This window comes from Candidatus Latescibacter sp. IFSED24, from assembly GCF_058273205.1.
Map to the genome: position 1 here is coordinate 3473851 of NZ_CM177850.1, position 16356 is coordinate 3490206.

The 16356-nt window shown below is 70.1% G+C and carries 14 protein-coding genes; 4 read left to right on the top strand and 10 right to left on the bottom strand.

The window, feature by feature from the left end; genetic code table 11:
* The first annotated feature begins 94 nt into the window (after positions 1-94).
* Entirely contained in the window at positions 95-547 is a 453-nt protein-coding gene (locus IFSED24_RS14115) for a CoA-binding protein (RefSeq protein ID WP_491332116.1), read from the top strand.
* Between the two features lie 6 nt (positions 548-553).
* On the opposite strand, the gene IFSED24_RS14120 is transcribed toward IFSED24_RS14115, so the two are convergent.
* The 7 genes from IFSED24_RS14120 to IFSED24_RS14150 form a co-directional block, all read right to left on the bottom strand.
* A complete protein-coding gene (locus IFSED24_RS14120) occupies positions 554-2452 on the bottom strand; it encodes an immunoglobulin domain-containing protein (protein ID WP_491332117.1) in 1899 nt (632 codons plus the stop codon).
* 132 nt (positions 2453-2584) lie between these two features.
* Complete coding sequence (locus IFSED24_RS14125) at positions 2585-5260, bottom strand: protein kinase domain-containing protein (RefSeq protein WP_491332118.1); 2676 nt, start codon at positions 5258-5260, stop codon at positions 2585-2587.
* A gap of 125 nt (positions 5261-5385) precedes the next feature.
* A complete protein-coding gene (locus tag IFSED24_RS14130; protein WP_491332119.1) occupies positions 5386-6258 on the bottom strand; it encodes a 5'-3' exonuclease in 873 nt (290 codons plus the stop codon).
* Positions 6259-6282: 24 nt separating this feature from the next.
* Positions 6283-6699 carry a DUF1801 domain-containing protein gene (locus IFSED24_RS14135; RefSeq protein WP_491332120.1) on the bottom strand — a complete coding sequence of 139 codons (417 nt, stop codon included), beginning with the start codon at positions 6697-6699 and terminating at the stop codon, positions 6283-6285.
* Positions 6700-6773: 74 nt separating this feature from the next.
* Complete coding sequence (locus IFSED24_RS14140) at positions 6774-7322, bottom strand: DUF1697 domain-containing protein (protein WP_491332121.1); 549 nt, start codon at positions 7320-7322, stop codon at positions 6774-6776.
* Positions 7319-7846, bottom strand: a complete 528-nt coding sequence (locus IFSED24_RS14145) for a hypothetical protein (RefSeq protein ID WP_491332122.1) — start codon at positions 7844-7846, stop codon at positions 7319-7321. The genes IFSED24_RS14140 and IFSED24_RS14145 overlap by 4 nt, the downstream gene beginning before the upstream one ends.
* Positions 7847-7877: 31 nt before the next feature.
* Complete coding sequence (locus IFSED24_RS14150) at positions 7878-8453, bottom strand: hypothetical protein (protein WP_491332123.1); 576 nt, start codon at positions 8451-8453, stop codon at positions 7878-7880.
* Positions 8454-8594: 141 nt separating this feature from the next.
* Between IFSED24_RS14150 and IFSED24_RS14155 the strand changes: the two genes are divergently transcribed.
* Positions 8595-8981: a VOC family protein gene (locus tag IFSED24_RS14155; protein WP_491332124.1), complete on the top strand. Its 387-nt coding sequence runs from the start codon at positions 8595-8597 to the stop codon at positions 8979-8981.
* Positions 8982-8988: 7 nt separating this feature from the next.
* Here IFSED24_RS14155 and IFSED24_RS14160 read toward each other — a convergent pair whose 3' ends face one another.
* From IFSED24_RS14160 to IFSED24_RS14170, 3 genes are all read right to left on the bottom strand, one after another.
* Positions 8989-12006 carry a CapA family protein gene (locus IFSED24_RS14160; RefSeq protein WP_491332125.1) on the bottom strand — a complete coding sequence of 1006 codons (3018 nt, stop codon included), beginning with the start codon at positions 12004-12006 and terminating at the stop codon, positions 8989-8991.
* Positions 12007-12080: 74 nt separating this feature from the next.
* On the bottom strand, positions 12081-14060 hold the full coding sequence (locus IFSED24_RS14165) for a DUF11 domain-containing protein (protein WP_491332126.1): 1980 nt from the start codon (positions 14058-14060) through the stop codon (positions 12081-12083).
* A 14-nt stretch (positions 14061-14074) separates the two neighbouring features.
* Positions 14075-15082 carry a hypothetical protein gene (locus tag IFSED24_RS14170; RefSeq protein ID WP_491332127.1) on the bottom strand — a complete coding sequence of 336 codons (1008 nt, stop codon included), beginning with the start codon at positions 15080-15082 and terminating at the stop codon, positions 14075-14077.
* 171 nt (positions 15083-15253) lie between these two features.
* Here IFSED24_RS14170 and IFSED24_RS14175 point away from each other — a divergent pair, with 171 nt between their 5' ends.
* Entirely contained in the window at positions 15254-15646 is a 393-nt protein-coding gene (locus IFSED24_RS14175) for a VOC family protein (protein WP_491332128.1), read from the top strand.
* 289 nt (positions 15647-15935) lie between these two features.
* Positions 15936-16289 carry an RNA-binding regulator gene (gene rbp, locus IFSED24_RS14180; RefSeq protein ID WP_491332129.1) on the top strand — a complete coding sequence of 118 codons (354 nt, stop codon included), beginning with the start codon at positions 15936-15938 and terminating at the stop codon, positions 16287-16289.
* Positions 16290-16356 lie beyond the last annotated feature (67 nt).

The following is a 16356-nucleotide window of genomic DNA, read 5'->3' on the forward strand; positions in this document are numbered from 1 at the left end:
GCTCCTGATCGTTGTTGCCGTCGAGCGGACCGGGACATGATGATAACGCCGATCATGATCAGTGATCACAGAGCCAAGCCGTACGGAGGTTACCATGACGACGCAGTCCGCGGTGGAGCGCTTCCTGGCACAGGAGAGCCTGGGCCTGGTGGGGATCTCGCGCAGCGGGAAGAAGTTCGGCAACGCCGTGTTCAAGACGCTCTCGGGCCAGGGCTACCGGCTCGAGCTGGTGCATCCGGAGGCCGACGAGATCGGCGGCCGTCCGTGCCATCGTTCAGTGAGCGAGCTGGCGGGCAAGGTGGGTGGCCTGGTGGTGGTGCTGCCGCCGGCGGAGACCGAGAAGGTGGTGCGCGAGGCGGCCGCGGCCGGGATCGCGCACCTCTGGCTGCAGCAGGGTTCCGCCTCCGAGGAAGCGGTGCGCTTCTGCCAGGAGCAGGGCCTGAACGTGGTGCACGGGGAGTGCATCCTCATGTTCGCCCAGCCCACGGGGATCCACAAGGTCCACCGCTGGCTGTGGGGTGTGCTGGGGAAGCTGCCCGGGGCCTGAGGCCCGCTACTTCAAGAGCGTGCACTTCCGCATCAGGTCCACCGACCCCGCCTGCAACCGGTACACGAACACCCCCGACGCCACGTTCCGGGGTCGCCACTCCACCTGGTGCCGACCGGCCGTCAGCGCGTGGTCCACGAGCACGTCGACCTCGCGACCGGCCAGGTCGTAGACCGCCAGGCGCACGCGGTCGTCGCGGGCCAGGACGAAGTCGATGGTGGTGGCCGGGTTGAACGGGTTGGGGTGGTTCTGCGCCAGGAGCACGCCGGCCGACGGCGGCACGTCGGTGGTGACCAGCCCCTCGGCGATGATCACGGCGCGCGAGACCTCGCCGCCGCCCTCGCAGTGGTAGCGGCCGTAATCAGCGACCCCCACCCCGGCCAGGGTCAGGCTGGGCCCGTCCTCGCCGGGCAGCGCCGCGCCGTCCCGGTACCACTGGTAGCTCGCCGCCGAGAGGCCCGAGGCCAGCACGAACTCCGCCACCGCGAGGCCCTCGCCCGCGCCCACGAACTGGTCCTGGCTGCCCGCCAGGGTCACGAGCGCGTTGTCCCAGGCGCCCAGGTTCTCCAGGTCGCCCAGCGCGGTGATGTGCACCGAATAGGCGCCGTCGGTGATGGTGCCCTCGTTGCGCAGCAGGCCGGACACCGTGATCTCGGGACCGTCCCATTGCCAGCTCGTCAGCGTGCCGGTGACGGTGAGGCCGCCGGTGCACTGGATGTCGTCGAACAGCGCCACCTGGCCCGCGAACACGCCCTGGTCCATGGTCACGCCGCTGATCCCGCCGGTCCCCTCCACGCGGATCTCGTTGCCGCCCGCCAGGATGGTCCCGGTGCCGACCCCACCGAAGTCGGTGAACGTCAGCGAGCTGCCCGGCTCCAGGACGAGGGTGCCCACGCCCAGGCCCAGGCCCTCGGCGAAGCGCACCGGCGTCTCGGCCACCAGCGTGGCGGCCTGGAACTCGGGCAGGAAGACGAAGGCGTCGATGACCGCGTCGGGTCCCATGGCGAGGTGGTGCTCGTAAAGGCCGTGGAAGACCACCTGGCTGCAGGTGATGGCGCCGTGGTTCTCGAGGTCGCCGTGCAGGTTGAGGATGAAGCCGTAGTTGTCGTTCTGGATGGTGCCGTGGTTGATCATCTCGCCGTGGACGGTGACCTGGCTGCCGCCTGTGGACGACAGGTTCTGCAGCACGCCCTTGACCGTGACGCGGGTGGTGAAGGAGACCAGGATCGCGGCCTCGACCTCGCCCACCAGCACCACGTCGTCGAGGGTGCAGCGGTCCAGGTAGGACCAGGAGACGAAGCGCATCTCGTTGCCGCCGGCGGCGAGGTCGCCCGAGAACTTGCCCTCGTCCAGGGTGAAGGGGCAACCCGGTCCGAGCACGAGCCGGCCGCCGGTCATGTCGACGTCGCCCTGGACGGTCAGGGGCGTGTCGGCGACGGCGTCGCCCGCGGCGTCGGGAGCCATGACCAGATCGGTGGCGAACGGGGCGGATGCGGCGTGCGACAGGTGGCGGTCGTCCACACCGGCGAACGCGGTCTGGTGATTGGCCCACACGCCGGCGTTGTGGAGGTCGCCGCCGACCTCGAGGAAGAAGTTGAACGTGCCGTTCGTGATGGCACCCTCGTTGACCACGGACCCGCTCACGGCCAGCGTGTTGCTGGGACCGGCGAAGGCGCCGGCCAGCGCGCCGGCGGGCAGCACCGCGAGCTCCTGGCAATAGGCCGTGCCGGCGATGGTCACCGGACCGGCGAGGATCACCTCGTCGGCGACGGTGGGCACCGCGCCGCCTTCCCAGGTGGCGGGCTCGGACCAGGGGCCGCCGGCGGTGGTGGAGGTGATGGTGTCGGCGGAGGCGACGACGGCGCCGAGACACAGCGCCAGGCAGAGGGCGAGGTGGCGGGTCATGGCAGGCTCCTTGGTCGAGGCTGGGGCGAATCAGAGCACGCCATATATCATATCAAAATGATCTGCTTTTGACCACCTGGACGCGACCAGGGCCGGGCACGAGGAAGATGCCCGGCCCCGTTTCGTCGATGTTCAGGGTCGATGGATCAACCCCACCCAGTCGGCCACCACGTCGCAGAACGCCGGAGGATCGGAGGCCAGCGAGTTGACCGCCAGGAAGCGCTCGCCGTCGGCAGTCAGGTCGAGCCAGGGGCCTTCCAGCTTGGCGGAGGCATGGTCGAAGAGCGGGGTCGGCACGCCGATGCGGGCCCGCCGGTCCTCGAAAGTCAGCGGCGCGGCGAGCAGCCGGCCGCCTTCCTCCTGGTAGACCAGTTCGCGGCCGTCCAGGCGCCAGAACGACCAGGTCCCCGTGGTGGTGGAGACCTGCGAGATGGGCGTCATCTCGGGCCAGGGCGCCAGGTAGACCTGGCCGCTGCCGGATTCAGTCGACCAGAACGAGAGCCACCGGCCGTCGGGCGAGAACTGGGCAGCCCCGTCCTCCGCCGCGGTCCGCCGGAGCAGGCGCGGCTCGGTCTCGCCCGAAAAGTCAGCGCACCAGAGATCGAGCGACGTGCCCTCGGCCGTGGTGGAGTAGAGGATGGTCCGGCCGTCGTCGGCGCAGTCCCAGAGGATGATCGGACTGGGCAGATCCAGGACGAGCTCCGCCTCGCCCGTGCCGCCGATCTCCTGGCGATAGACGGCGTAGCGGCCGCCGCGGTCGGAGACGAAGAGCAGCGCGCGACCGTCGGGTTGCCACACCGGGTAGGCCTCGTCGGCGGGATCGTTGGTGAGCCGGCGGCGGAAGTCGCGCGCGATCTCGACGATCCAGATGTCGCCGGTGCCGGCCTGCGGATCGATGATGGTCACCGCGGCGCTCTCGTTGTCGGGAGAGAGGACCGCCGTGTCGTAGCTGGCCTGGTCGCCCACCTGCCCGATCTCGTTCCCGTGGCGGTCGAGCCAGACCAGGCTGGCCTCCACGTTGGCCTCGCCACGCAGGTACACGAGCACGCCGTCGTCCGAGGCCGCGAAGACGCCCTTGGCGGCGCCGGGAATGACCATCACGTCGGTGGCCACCGGGATCGGCGTGCCGCTCAGTTCGCCCCGGCCGGGATCGAAGGGCTGGGCCATGAGCGTGTGCTGGTTCAGGAAGAGGAGATGGCCCGACGCGTACTGGGCCATGTTCGCGAGATTCATGACGACCTTGTGCGGCCCACCGTCCAGGCTGGCCAGGCGCAGCTCGGAATCGCGGCCGCCGGCCCCGCGGGCCAGGTAGAGGAAGTGCCGGCCGTCAGGCAGGAACTGGGGGTGCCGGTGCGAATCCATCCCCTCGTCGTCCTCGAGCGAGGTGACCGGACGGGGCTCGCCGCCCACCGCCGCCACCACCTGCAGCGGCGCGTTGTACTCGGGCGTGAAGAGGATCTCGCCCGCCGCGTTCCAGGTGCCGCCCTTGGCGTTGGCCGCGGCACAGACGACCTGGGCCGGCCCGCCGCCCACCATGATCTTCTTGAGCCCCTCGTTCCGGTCGAAGAAGCCGATCCACTGCCCGTCCGGCGACCAGAAGGGATACTGGGCGTCGCGGGTGCCGTCGAGGGCCACGGCCCGCCCGGCGTTCAGCGCCCGCACGTACAGGCGGACGACGCCGTCGGTCTCGGACTTGGCGCTGAAGACGAGGTGCGTGCCGTCGGGAGAGATCACGGGCAGGCCGGGATACGACCCGCTCAGATTGAATTCCGAGCCCTCGGGAGCCGGCACGGCCACGTGCCAGTCCGACCGCACGTCGGTGCCGCCATCGCGACCCAGCACGAGCCAGGCCACGGCGATCAGGCTCACGAGCAGCAATCCCCAGGGCAGGAGCGCCCGACCACGCGCGACCGGCAGATCCGCCACGGCGAGGGGACCCGAGAACACCCCCGACTCGGCCTCCGGATCCTCCAGCCGCACCCGGGCCTCCCCGATGTCGCGCAGGCGCTGGCGCTGGTCCTTGGACAGGCAGCGGCGCAGCACACGCTCCACCTGCAGCGGCAGCCCGGCCGGCAGCTGATCCCAGTCGGGCTCGGTCTTGAGGATGCCCGCCAGGGTGTCGCTGGCGGTCTCGCCGGCGAAGAGCTGGCGGCCGGTGAGCATCTCGAAGAGGATCACGCCGAACGCCCAGATGTCGGTGCGCCGGTCGACCTCCTTGCCGCGCGCCTGCTCGGGGCTCATGTACGCGGCGGTGCCCAGCACGGTCCCCGCCTGGGTCATGGCGGCGGTCATGGTCGGCGCGCTGGAGACCTGGGCCTCGCCCGCGGTCTGACCGGCGAAGGCCCGCGCCAGCCCGAAATCGAGCACCTTGACCTTGCCGTCGGGCGTGCGCTTGACGTTGGCCGGCTTGAGATCGCGATGGACGATACCGTTCTCGTGGGCCTCCTCGAGGCCCTCGGCGATCTGGCGGGCGATGTCCACCGCCTCGTCCACGGGCAGCGCGCCCTTCTTGATGACCGCGGCCAGATCCTCGCCCTCCACCAGCTCCATGATCAGGAAGGTGCATTCGGGCGTGTGCTCGAAGCCGAAGATCGACGCGATGTTGGGATGGTGCAGCGACGCCAGCAACTTGGCCTCGCGCTGGAAGCGCGCCAGCCGGTCGCTGTCCGCGGCGAACTCGGGCGGCAGGATCTTGAGCGCGACCTCGCGGTCGAGCACCGTGTCCTGGGCGCGGTAGACCTCACCCATGCCACCGGCGCCGATCTTTTCCACCACCCGGTAATGGGCAAGCATCTGGCCTGACTGCATCGGGACTCCACGTGCCGGAACCATGTGACGGCGACGGCCGATCGGGCCGCCGCGGAGAGCCGGGACAGAATAGTGATATTCAGATCATTTGGCTCGGATATCTGCTCGGGGCGGCAGGCCCGGGATCAACGCCGCGGCGTGCGGTCCGCCACGCGGCGCAGGCCCCAGGTCTCGGCGAACACGTCGAGATCCGCGGCCACCGCGCCCGTGTAGCGGAGATCGTCGGTCGCCAGATCGCAGGGCGCATCGCGGTCGAGGTCCACGAGGTCGCGACTGAGCAGCGCGCTCTCGCGGCCGGCCTCCAGCTTCTTGCGCAGCCCCCTGGCGCCGCGCACGGGCAACGTCTCGACGCGGTCGAGGTCGGCGTAGATGGCCGCCAGGTCGGCGAACTCGGCCAGCAAGGCCGTGGCCGCCGCGGGACCGACGCCGCGCACGCCGGGGATGTTGTCCGCCGCGTCGCCCGTCAACGCCAGCAGGTCGCGCACCTGCGACGCCCGGACGCCGAGACGCGCGGGCACGCCGGCCTCGTCCCACCACTCGTCGCGCGCCAGGTTGTAGATGCGGACGCCCGGCGCGAGCAACTGGGTCAGGTCCTTGTCCCCGCTGACGATGACCACCTCGTGCCCCTCGGCGCGCAGGCGGACGGTGAGGGTGGCGATGACGTCGTCGGCCTCGTAGCCGGGCACCGTGAGGGTGGCCAGGCCCATGCACGCGGTCAGCTCGCGGCAGAGGTCGAACTGCGGGATCAGGTCGGGCGGCGGCGCGCCGCGGTTGGCCTTGTACGCGGGGTACAGGTCGTTGCGGAAGGTGTGGGCGCCGGCGTCGAAGCAACAGGCCAGGAGCTGCGGCCGGTGGTCATGGAGGAACTTCTGGAGCGTCATGCCCAGACCGAAGACGGCGTTGATGGGCGTGCCGTCGGGGGCGGTCATGGGCCGCATGCCGTAGTAGCTGCGGAACACGTAGGCCATGCCGTCGACGAGGTAGGCGGTGGAGGCCATGCGCGGGCGCCTTCCGGGTGGGGTTCAGTCCGCGGTCGCGCGCAGGTGCGCCACCGACTGGGCGATCAGCGTCTTGAGAGTGGGCAGATCCACGTCCTCGAGCTTGTTGATGTAGAGGCACCCCTTGCCCGTCTTGAACTTGCCCAGTCGGGCGAGCAGGTCCTCGTACCGCGTGAAGCCCGCCATGATGTAGAGCGTGAGCGCCTGCTTGCGCGGCGAGACGCCGGTCAGCGGCATGTCGCCCTCGCGGCCGCTGGCGTAGCGGTAGTGGTAGGAGCCGAAGCCGATGATGCTCGGACCCCACAGCGTGGCCGGCTCGCCGGTGACCTCGTGCATGATCGCCATGACCTGGCGACAGTCCTCGCGGCGTTTCTCGTGCGCGACGCCGGCGAGGAAGGCCTCGACGTCGCCGTCGTGGGGGCGGGTCTTGGGTTCGGACATCTGGGACTCCATGTTCACGGTCTGCGCTGCGGCGAGGGCGACAAGATACGAGCGCGCGGCCGGCCGCGCCCGGTTCAGGCGCCGTCCACCTCGCAGGCCAGCGCCGCCAGCGCGGCCACCGTGCGCCAGTTCCGCGCCGTCCCCGCCACGCCGAGCGCGCGCTCGATGCGGGCGGCCAGCCGGGAGCGGCCGATGCCGTCGGGAGCGTGGAGGTAGAACACGCGGCCGACGATCCGGAACCGTTCCGATGCCGCCCGGACCTCCTCCAGCGCCGCGAGATCGGGCTCCGGCGGCGGGGCGTCGAGGAAGGTCAGATGCAGGGTCTTGGGCTCGGCCGCGGCCTCGGGGAAGGGGTTGGCGGCCATGGCCACCTCGAGGTCGTCGCGCGAGAGGAGCAGCAGCGCCGGGCTGAATCCGTGCCGCGCGGCCACCGCGGCCGCGATCCGCGCGGCGAGCGCCGCCGGGTCCTCGGGTTCGCCACGGAAGACCGCGTTGCCGCTCTGGATGTAGGTGCGGACGTCGTGGAGGCCGAGGTCGGTCAGCAGGCGGACCAGGTCGGCCATGGGCAAGCGGTGGTGGCCGCCCACGTTGATCCCCCGGAAGAGCGCGACGGAGGTGATCACGACGCCAAGCCCGCCTGCACCGCCGCGAGCACCGCGTCGAGATCCGCCTGGTTCAGCCGGGTGGTCGCGCCCCGGTAGAGGAGGCGCCCGTCGGGCGCGAAGACCAGCGGGCAGACGTGGTCCGCGGTGGGCGCGTAGTGTGCGTTGAAGACCCCGTCCCAGTCCATGAGCGCCCACTCCTGGGGCTCGTCCGGGAACCGGCCCTTGATCATGCCCCGGATGAACCCCGGGGCGCCCTCGGTGTGCCCGAGCATGCGCACCTCCACCTGGCCGGCCTCGATCTCGTCCCGCAGCTTGCGCACGATCACCTTGTGCCAGCGTTCCAGGTGGTCGCTGCCCTTGCGGTCGGCCCAGAGCAGGACCGCCACGCGGCCGGCCAGCGCCGCCTCGGTGTGCGGCTCGTCGAACTGGTCGAGGATGGTGAAGGCGACCAGGGTGTCGGTGGGAGCCGCGGTGGGAAGCGGGCCCGCCACGGCGGTGACGGACCCGGCGGCGAGCAGGGCCAGGATCAGCAGGGTGCGCATCCGTTCGTCTCTCCAGTCTGCGGTGGCCGGCCTAGCGGTACAGGCCCTTCACGGCGCTCCAGGTGCTGGTCTCGGTGGCCACCGTGCCGAGGACCTCCAGCCGCACGTCACTGAGCGTGCCGTAGGTGTCGAGGGAGAGCCAGCAGATGCCGATGATCGCGATATCGAAGAACAGCTCGGCGTGGATCTCGGTTCCGAGCAGCTGGTTGGGGTCGAGCGCTCCGGGCGGGCAGCAGGATGAGAAGCTGGCCTCGATCTCGCTGAACTCGCCGGCGGGCATCGCCAGGCTCGCGACGAAGTAGTCGCCCGGGAACGTCGGCGAGGTCAGAAAAAGGGATAGCGGCGGCAGGAACTCGGAGGGAACGGGGTCCTCGCCCTCGTAGCAGGTCATCTCGCCGGCGGTCCACTCGCCGGACAGGACCAGGGTGAGCTGGTCGATGGCGGTGACGTCGCCGGGGATGGTGAAATCGACCGCGCGCATCTCCGGGTAGCCCAGGTTGGGTTCGGTTGACGAGCTGTACTCGTAGCCGCCCGTGAGGCCCGCCAGGTCGATGGTCAGGGGGTCGGCGGCGGCGAGGCCGGCGGCGATCAGGACGATGAATTTCATGGTTCCCTTCCAATCTCGGGTTCGACTGATGATACCACAGGCGGGACCGCGCCTGCATCCCATCGACCGGCGGCGGTCCTGCACGTGCCGCCCCGGCACCGTATCCTTAGACTGATGACGACCCCACGAGGAGGAATCCCCGTGCCGCACCTGCGCATCGCCCGCCCCACCGACCGCCTGGCCGAGATCGTCGCCATGTACCTGCGGGGCCTGAACCTCGAGGAGCTGGGCCGCTTCTGCGACCACGACGGCTACGACGGCGTGATCCTCGGCCGCCCCGACCTCCAGTGGCACCTCGAGTTCACCACCCACGCCACCGTCCCCGCAGGCGGCGCGCCCTCGGGCGAGCACCTGCTGGTGGTCTACCTGCCCGACCGCAGCCGCTGGGAGGCGGCCTGCCTGCGCATGGGGTCGGCGGGCTTCACGAAGGTGGACCCCGAGAACCCCTACTGGGCTCGCGGCGGCTGCACGTTCCGGGACCCGGACGGGTATAGGGTGGTGCTGCAGAACTCGGAATGGAACGTCTGAACGCGTGTTACCGCACCAGCACCACCTTGCCCTGCACCAGCCGCCCGTCGGCCACCGCGCGCGCCAGGTAGACGCCGCTGGCCAGTTCGCGGCCGGCGTCGTCGGTGCCGTCCCAGCTGAATGCGTGGGGGCCGGCGCCCGCCAGCGGCCCGCGGTGGAGCGACGCCACGCGACGACCGCGCAGATCGTAGAGCGCCACCTCGCAGTGGTCGGCGCCGTGCAGGGGCAGGTCGAGCTGCACGGTGGTGCGCGGGTTGCAGGGGTTGGGGAAGCAGACCAGGCGCGACCGGCCCGCCGGCGGCACGGTCTCGGGGGCCCGAGTGGTGACGTCGCCGTAGGCGGTCTCGCGCCAGGCCACGGTGACCTCGCCGGCGGTGCCGCCGAGGCGGCGGACCTGGACGAAGCGATGGTTGTTGGGCGCGGGCACGTCGAGGGCCGTGTCGGCGGGCTGCCAGGGCTCCCACTCGATCATGGCCAGCTCGTCGAACCAGGCGCGGCCGGTGCCCGACTCGGGCGGCTCGAGGCCGCAGCGCAGTTCGTAGTAGGTGGCGTCCTCGGGCGTGTCCAGGTCGCGCCACTGCCGGCGCCAGTCGGTGTCGCCGGTGAACCACTCGGCCACGTCCTCACTCGCCAGGGGTGTCTCGGTGTAGCGGTTGTTGTAGAACCGCACCATGGCGCGGGCGCCGGCGGCCTGCTCGGCGCGGAGCCAGCTCACCGCGGTGTGCTGTTTCGCGGGATCGCAGGGCAGGTGCTTCTCGAGGTCGGTGCCGGTCTGCTCGGTGTCGGACGACTGGCGCCGCAGGCCCAGTGACCGCGCCCCGGCCAGCATGACCTCCTCGTCTAGCCACTCGTCCTCGGTGTTGACGTCCCAGAGGTCGGCGCCCTCGCTCTCGAAGCCGCCGAGCCAGAGGATCTCCCGGCCCCAGCGCACTTCCCAGCCGCCGCCGTCGCCCACCACCATGTCGATGCCCGAGAGGAAGGCGTCGCCGCCCACCGCGAGCGGCGCCGAGACGGCGGCGCCCTCGCGCGCGGCCACCGGAACGGTGCGCTGCTCGGTGAGCACGGTGCTGTCGGCCTCGGCGCGCGAGAGCAGGATGCGGCCGCGGAGGTTCCCGGACTCGGGCACCACGAGCGCATTCATGGGCCGCGAGTAGTCGGCCAGGCGCTCGACGATGTGGCGCGCCAGGGTGCCGGTGGCCGGCCGCGGGATCCAGTGGTTGATCCAGGCCGGGGTGAAGGTGTAGCCCGTGATGCCGGTGGCGTCGATCTCCAGGGTGAGCACCATGGTGGGCATGGTCTCGGGGTAGTAGAGGTCGAACACGAAGTTGCCCAGGCTGTGGGCGATGAGCCGGCCGTCGTATGCCTCGAAGCCCTGCAGCACGTGCGGGTGGTGGTTGATGAGCACGTCGGCGCCCAGGTCCAGGCCGGTGCGGCGCAGCGTGCGCTCGTCGGGGGTGGGCTCGTTGCGGAACTTGAAGTCGACCATGCCCGCGGTGAGCGCGTTGGCCTCCACCGGCGGCGGCGCGGTGAAGGCGCGGCCGTCGGGTGGCGGGGCGGTCTGGTACTCGGCGCCGCTGTGGGTCTGGACGATCACCAGGTCGGCCTGGTCGCGGCAGGCCGTGATGGACTTCTCCAGGTTGTCGGGCAGCAGGAAGGCGAAGCCGGGCTTGCTGTAGCCGGCGTCGAGGAACGGCTGGTAGTTCCACTGGCGGCCGGTGCGGTTGCAGAGACCCAGGTAGGCGATGCGCAGCCCCTTGGCGCCGTGGAACGCGGGCAAAAGCGCGAAGTACTCGGTGGAGCCGGCGCCGCAGTAGGGGATGCCCAGCTCGTCGAGCCCGTCCATGGTGTCGAGCATGCCGATCTCGCCGTAGTCGATGATGTGGTTATTGCCCAGGGTGACCACGTCGATGCCGGCGTAGCGCAGGCCCACGATGTTCTCGGGGCGGCTGCGGAAGACCACGCTCTTGGTGGGGTGCGGCGTGCCGCGGTCGGTGTAGCTGACCTCGAGGTTGGCCACGTTCACGTCGGCCGCCTCGCCGAAGATCTCGAGCGTGGGCTCGAAGAGCGCCTCCACGCCGTAGGTGTCGATGATGCCGCCGTTGGACTCGTAGCCGCGGCCGGTGAAGACGTCGCCCACGAAGTTCACCGTGAGCGGCAGGTCGCTCGCGCCGTCCTCCACGCGCACGCGGCAGGTGTCGCCGCCGGCCAGGCCCTCGGGGTCGGTGACGGTGAGGCCCACGGTCCAGGGGTGGTCGGCCTGGACGAGGAAGGTGTGGACGGGGTCGGGCAGGTCGCTCGCGCTGCTGTCGCCGAAGTCCCAGGCGTAGGCGAAGGTCTCGCTGTCGGGGTCGAAGACCTTGGCCTGGAACTGGACGTCCACCGAGAGCAGGCCGCCCGCCGCCTTGCGCACCTCCTGCACCGAGGAGAGGATGCGGCAGCGCGGGGCGTGGGGCAGGTCGACCGTGACGTCGCGGATCTCGTCGAAGAGGGTCTCGCCGCGCTCGCCCTGGTCGGCGTCGTTGACGTAGACGAGCTGCGTGATCGCCGTGGGCGGCGCGCCGAAGGTGACGGTCCAGTCCTCGCCGATGGGCAGCAGGAAGACGCGCCACTCCTCCTGGCCGTAGGCGCCCTGGTAGACGGTCCACCAGTTGGTGTCCCCGGGCAGGTCGCGGCCCCAGAAGGTGTAGAAGAGGACCGCGGTGCCGTCGCTCACCCCGAAGGCCTGCATCTCGCCGAGACGGTCGGCGCGCACGGCGATCTGCCAGACCGTGGTGTCGGTGACCGCGGCCGCGGTGGCCAGGGTCTGCAGCTTCCAGGTGTTGCCGTGCAGGCGCAGCGCCTGAAGGCCGGCGTGGGCGTCGCCCGTCAGCTCCCAGGCGTCGGGGTCCTGGTCCTGGTCGGCGTAGCTCGCCAGCTCCAGGGTTGGCGCCTCGAAATCCTCGATCACGGTGCCGCGCGGCCGGGCGACGGCGACCGCGGCGAGGATCAGGATCAGGGCGACGAACGGCAGGGCGCGACGGGGCATGAAGGACCTCCGGTGACGGTTGTGCCCCGTGATTCTACCACATCCAGGCCATCAGGTCCGGCGCCCAGATCGCCTCAGGGGCTCGCGGCCTCCACGGTGAAGAACGCCGAGCGCTGATCCCAGAGCCCGCCAGGGTCGGTGGCCCGGAACACCACCTCGGCCGTGCCGACCCAGTCGGGGCTCGGCAGCGTGACCGTGGCCACGTGATCGGCGTTGATGACCACCACCAGGTCCTCGCCGTCGAGGTGGCTCCAGGTGAGCTCGTCGTCGGGGTTGTCCACGTCGTGGACGTAGTTGTCCAGATCGATGGGCAGGAACGGACTGCCCTGGCTCACCGTCTGGTTGGGCAGCGGACTGACGATGGGACGGTCGTTGACCGAGTTGACGGTGAAGTCCACGTCGACCACGGCGACGAGGGCCTGGGGATCGCTCACGTGGAAGCGGATGGTCTCGCTGCCGTGCCAGTCGGCGTGCGGTTGCCGGACCTGGACCACATGATCGTCGCCGAGCTCCACGGCGAGCTGGTCCGCGCCGGTGACCCACCAGATGAGGTCCGCGTCGGGATCGTCCACGTCGTGCACGTAATCGTCCAGGTCGAGGGTGCGGAACGTGCCGCCCTCGTCGATGACCTGTTCCTCGATGGGGTCGATGATCGGCGGATCGTTGACGGGGCGGACCAGGAAGCTGGCCTGGTCCTCGTCCCAGTCGCCGGCGGGATCGGTGACGCGGAAGACCAGCACCTCGGTGCCGAACCAGTCGGGGTCCTCGGCGCTGATCGTGGCCACGTGGGTCGCGGGGTCGATGGCCACCGCCAGCGCGCTGGCGCCGCTGACGCTCCAGACGAACTGTCCGTCCTCGTGGTCGGGATCGCTGGCGTAATCGTCGAGGGGAACCGACGCGAAGACGCCGCCCTCGTCCACCGCCTGGTCGGGAATCCCAGCCACCTGGGGCGGATCGTTGGCCGCCACGATGTCGATGGTCACCCGGACGCGCTCGGTCGTGTCGGTGCCGTCATCAAGCTCGTAGAAGAAGCCGTCGAGCGCCGACTCCTCGCCGTCGTGCACGTAGGTGAACGATCCGTCGGCGGCGAACTCGAACTGGGCCGCGTGGGACGGCTGGCTGAGCAGGGTCGCGGCGAGGGGGTCCTCCTCGGCATCCCAGTCGTTATCCATGACGTTGCCGGTGAGCGTGGCCCCCTCGTCGACCTGGTACTCGTCGGGCACCCCGGTGGGCAGGTCGTTGACCGGCGTCACCGCGAGCGAGACCCAGCCCGTATCGCGGGTCCCCGCGGCATCGAACACCACGTAGGCGAAGCTGTCGGCTGGCGCCTCGCTGCCATCGTGCGTGTAGGCGAACGAGCCGTCGGCCAGGAGCACCAGGCTGCCGTGCAGCGGCGGCGCCACGGGCACCGGATCGACCGCCAGGGTAATCCCCTCCTCGCCGTCATTGGCGAGCAAGCCGGGCGCCGACACGGTCAGGGTGCCGGCCTCGGCCAGGGTGAAGTCGTCCCGCACGGCGTAGTCGGGCCCTTCGATCACGGTAAAGCTGACGGCGGCCTGATTGTCCGTCGGATCCGAATCGTCGGACTGGATCTCCAGCACGAACGCCTCGTTGGCCACCACATCGCCGGCGGTCCCCTCGTTCAACAGCACGGTGAGCGCGAGTGTGGCGCTCGAATCGGGCGCGATGGTGCCCAGGGTCCACAATCCGGTCTCGGTCTCGAACTCGCCCCTGGCGAACTCCGCACCCACCAGCACCACCGCGTCGGGCAACGAATCCACGATGACCACGCCCTCGGCATCGGCGCGCCCCTGGTTGCGCACGCTGATCTCGTAACGGATGAGCGCCCCCTCGTGCAGCGCCGCTCCGTTGGCCGCCGCCACGGTCTTGCTCAGGACGAGGTCGGCCCGCAGGTCGGGCTCCTGACCGGTCCAGTCGTTGTCCTCGCTATCGCAGCCACCCAGCAGGATGCCGCCGGCCACCAGCCCGAGCACCCCCACCAGGACCAGGCCACGCCACCGGGATCGCCCGTTCCACTCCACTCGCTTCGACATCGCGCACCTCCGTGCTAGCGCCACACCAGACCGACCGTCGCCGTGGGCGACAGGCCATACCAGTGATCATCCGTGTTGGTATCGACCGGGTAGTAGACCAGTCCCAGCATCGCTTCCAGGCTCCAAATCCGTCCCGCGCTTCCGGCGAGCCGCCGCCCCACCCGTCCCTGCAATCCGACGCCGAACATGCGGTAGGTCCGGTCGCCGTACTCGAGCACCTCGCTCCCGTCGAAGAGCCCGCCATAGGTCCCCAGCACCGCCGCCCCCAGCAGCCAGTCCTCCCAGATCCGACCCCGCCCGTAGGCCAGTCCGAGCCGGTGGAACGTCAGGTCGCTGGTACCGCTGTCGGGACCGAGCTGGCGGGTCGCGTACCGGTTCTGGGCATAGGACAGCGTCAGCTCCTGATAGCCCACCGAGAAGGGACCGCGGGGCGGATCGGTCGGCAGGCCGAAGCGGACCCCCAGCGTGACCAAAGGTCCCGGCGAGACCGAACTGATGCCGCCGAGAGCGCCATCGTCGGCTCCGAAGTGTCCCCCGAGCATGAAGACCGCGTGGACGCCGAAGGTCACCGTCGCCGGCTCCCATGGCTCGGCCGACACCACGGTCCGCCACGGACCGAGATCCACGGACAGCCCCTGCCCGGCCTGACCGACCAGCCGCGGCGGACCACCGTCGGTCCGCGAATCGCGCCGCCACTCGCTGGTCATGTAGCGCACCTGGCGATCGGTCCCGAGCACCATGACGGTGTAGGCCGCCTGACGCTCGATGACGGAGGGGTCGAGCCGGATCGTGCCGGCCCGCGAGATGGGCAGTTCGAGGCAATCGCCGGCCGATGGACAGAACATCACCGATCCGTCGGTCACGGCGCCGCCGCGGTCATCGGTCACGTGGACCACCAGCATGCCGGGGCTCGCCTCCTGGGCTCGCCCCGCCACCGCCATGCCGCAGAGGACCATGGTCAGGCCCATCACGGACCAGCGGTCCACGGCCAGGAGTCCCCTTCTACCGCCCGTCGTGGCCATGGCCACCTTTCTTCTTCCCCCGAAATTGTTAACGTGACCAGCCTAGCTCAGTTTTCGCGAACCCACCAAGACTATTATGCCCTTAGTTGTCCTCTATCTCCGCCGACTGGCCACGAAGCCCGCCACCCCTTATCCTCCAGACCCCAGTCCCTCCCAGCGACAGGAGTCACCATGACCGACCCCAAGCAGCCCCCCTTCGGCGCCGTCGCCTGGCGCGACCTCACCGTCGAGAACGCCGAGACGTTGCGCGATTTCTACGCCGCCGTCACCGGCTGGACGCCCACCGCCGTGAACATGGGCGACTACGAGGACTTCGACATGCGCGACTCCGCCGGCAACAGCGCCGCCGGCATCTGCCACGCGCGCGGCTCCAATGTCGATCTGCCGCCGCAGTGGCTCATCTATATCCTGGTCGAGGATGTGATGGCGGCCGCGGCGGCTTGCTCAGCGCTGGGAGGCGAGGTGGTCGATGGGCCTCGGGATATGGGCGGGGGGCGGTTCTGCGTGATCCGGGATCCGGGCGGAGCCCACGCCGCCCTCTTCCAACCCCAGGCGGACGCCTAGTTGTGCCATCGAGATTGTGTCTCGGCTCCGGGCCTGGCCCTGGCTTGATGTATAGTCCGCAATGCTGAGAGATCATGGGCCGTAATCTTAGATTTAGTGAGCCATCGAGCCCCTGAACCCCTCAATCAGTGGCCGGACACAATCTCAAAGGCACAAGTTTCTCTTTGCGGCGATTGAAAACATGCTAGATTTTCCCCTGCGGCTCCAGATCCGGGCCGCCCGAGCTCCATTCCTGTGTCCAGGTTTGAGATTCGGATCCGATTGACCCATGACGCAGGAAGGAAGCGACATGGATATCTACGTGGGTAACCTGCCCTGGTCCTGCAACGACGACGACCTCCGCGAGCTGTTCGAGCCCTTCGGTGAAGTGGAAGGCGCCCGGGTGATCCAGGACCGTGAGACCGGCCGCAGCCGCGGTTTCGGCTTCGTCCAGATGCCCAACAGCGAGGAAGCCAACCAGGCCATCCAGGGCCTGAACGGCCAGGACTTCAGCGGTCGCCCGCTGCGCGTCAACGAGTCCCAGCCCAAGCCCCGCACCGGCGGTGGCGGCGGCGGCCGTGGCGGCTACGGCGGTGGCGGTGGCGGTGGTTACGGCGGCGGTGGCGGTGGTGGCTACGGCGGCGGCGGTGGCCGCGGCTGGTAGTTGCTGTCTCGTCCCACGCGTAGGAAAGGGGCGCCGGGTTCCTCCCAGCGCCCCTCATCTCATCCCC

Coding starts and splice junctions, on each gene's coding strand:
- IFSED24_RS14130 (WP_491332119.1), bottom strand. CDS start 6,258: ATGGCCTCCACCGCCTACCTCGTCGACGGCATGGCCTACGTGTTCCGC.
- IFSED24_RS14170 (WP_491332127.1), bottom strand. CDS start 15,082: ATGGCCACGACGGGCGGTAGAAGGGGACTCCTGGCCGTGGACCGCTGG.
- IFSED24_RS14150 (WP_491332123.1), bottom strand. CDS start 8,453: ATGAAATTCATCGTCCTGATCGCCGCCGGCCTCGCCGCCGCCGACCCC.
- IFSED24_RS14145 (WP_491332122.1), bottom strand. CDS start 7,846: ATGCGCACCCTGCTGATCCTGGCCCTGCTCGCCGCCGGGTCCGTCACC.
- IFSED24_RS14115 (WP_491332116.1), top strand. CDS start 95: ATGACGACGCAGTCCGCGGTGGAGCGCTTCCTGGCACAGGAGAGCCTG.
- IFSED24_RS14125 (WP_491332118.1), bottom strand. CDS start 5,260: ATGCAGTCAGGCCAGATGCTTGCCCATTACCGGGTGGTGGAAAAGATC.
- IFSED24_RS14135 (WP_491332120.1), bottom strand. CDS start 6,699: ATGTCCGAACCCAAGACCCGCCCCCACGACGGCGACGTCGAGGCCTTC.
- IFSED24_RS14175 (WP_491332128.1), top strand. CDS start 15,254: ATGACCGACCCCAAGCAGCCCCCCTTCGGCGCCGTCGCCTGGCGCGAC.
- IFSED24_RS14165 (WP_491332126.1), bottom strand. CDS start 14,060: ATGTCGAAGCGAGTGGAGTGGAACGGGCGATCCCGGTGGCGTGGCCTG.
- IFSED24_RS14120 (WP_491332117.1), bottom strand. CDS start 2,452: ATGACCCGCCACCTCGCCCTCTGCCTGGCGCTGTGTCTCGGCGCCGTC.
- rbp (WP_491332129.1), top strand. CDS start 15,936: ATGGATATCTACGTGGGTAACCTGCCCTGGTCCTGCAACGACGACGAC.
- IFSED24_RS14160 (WP_491332125.1), bottom strand. CDS start 12,006: ATGCCCCGTCGCGCCCTGCCGTTCGTCGCCCTGATCCTGATCCTCGCC.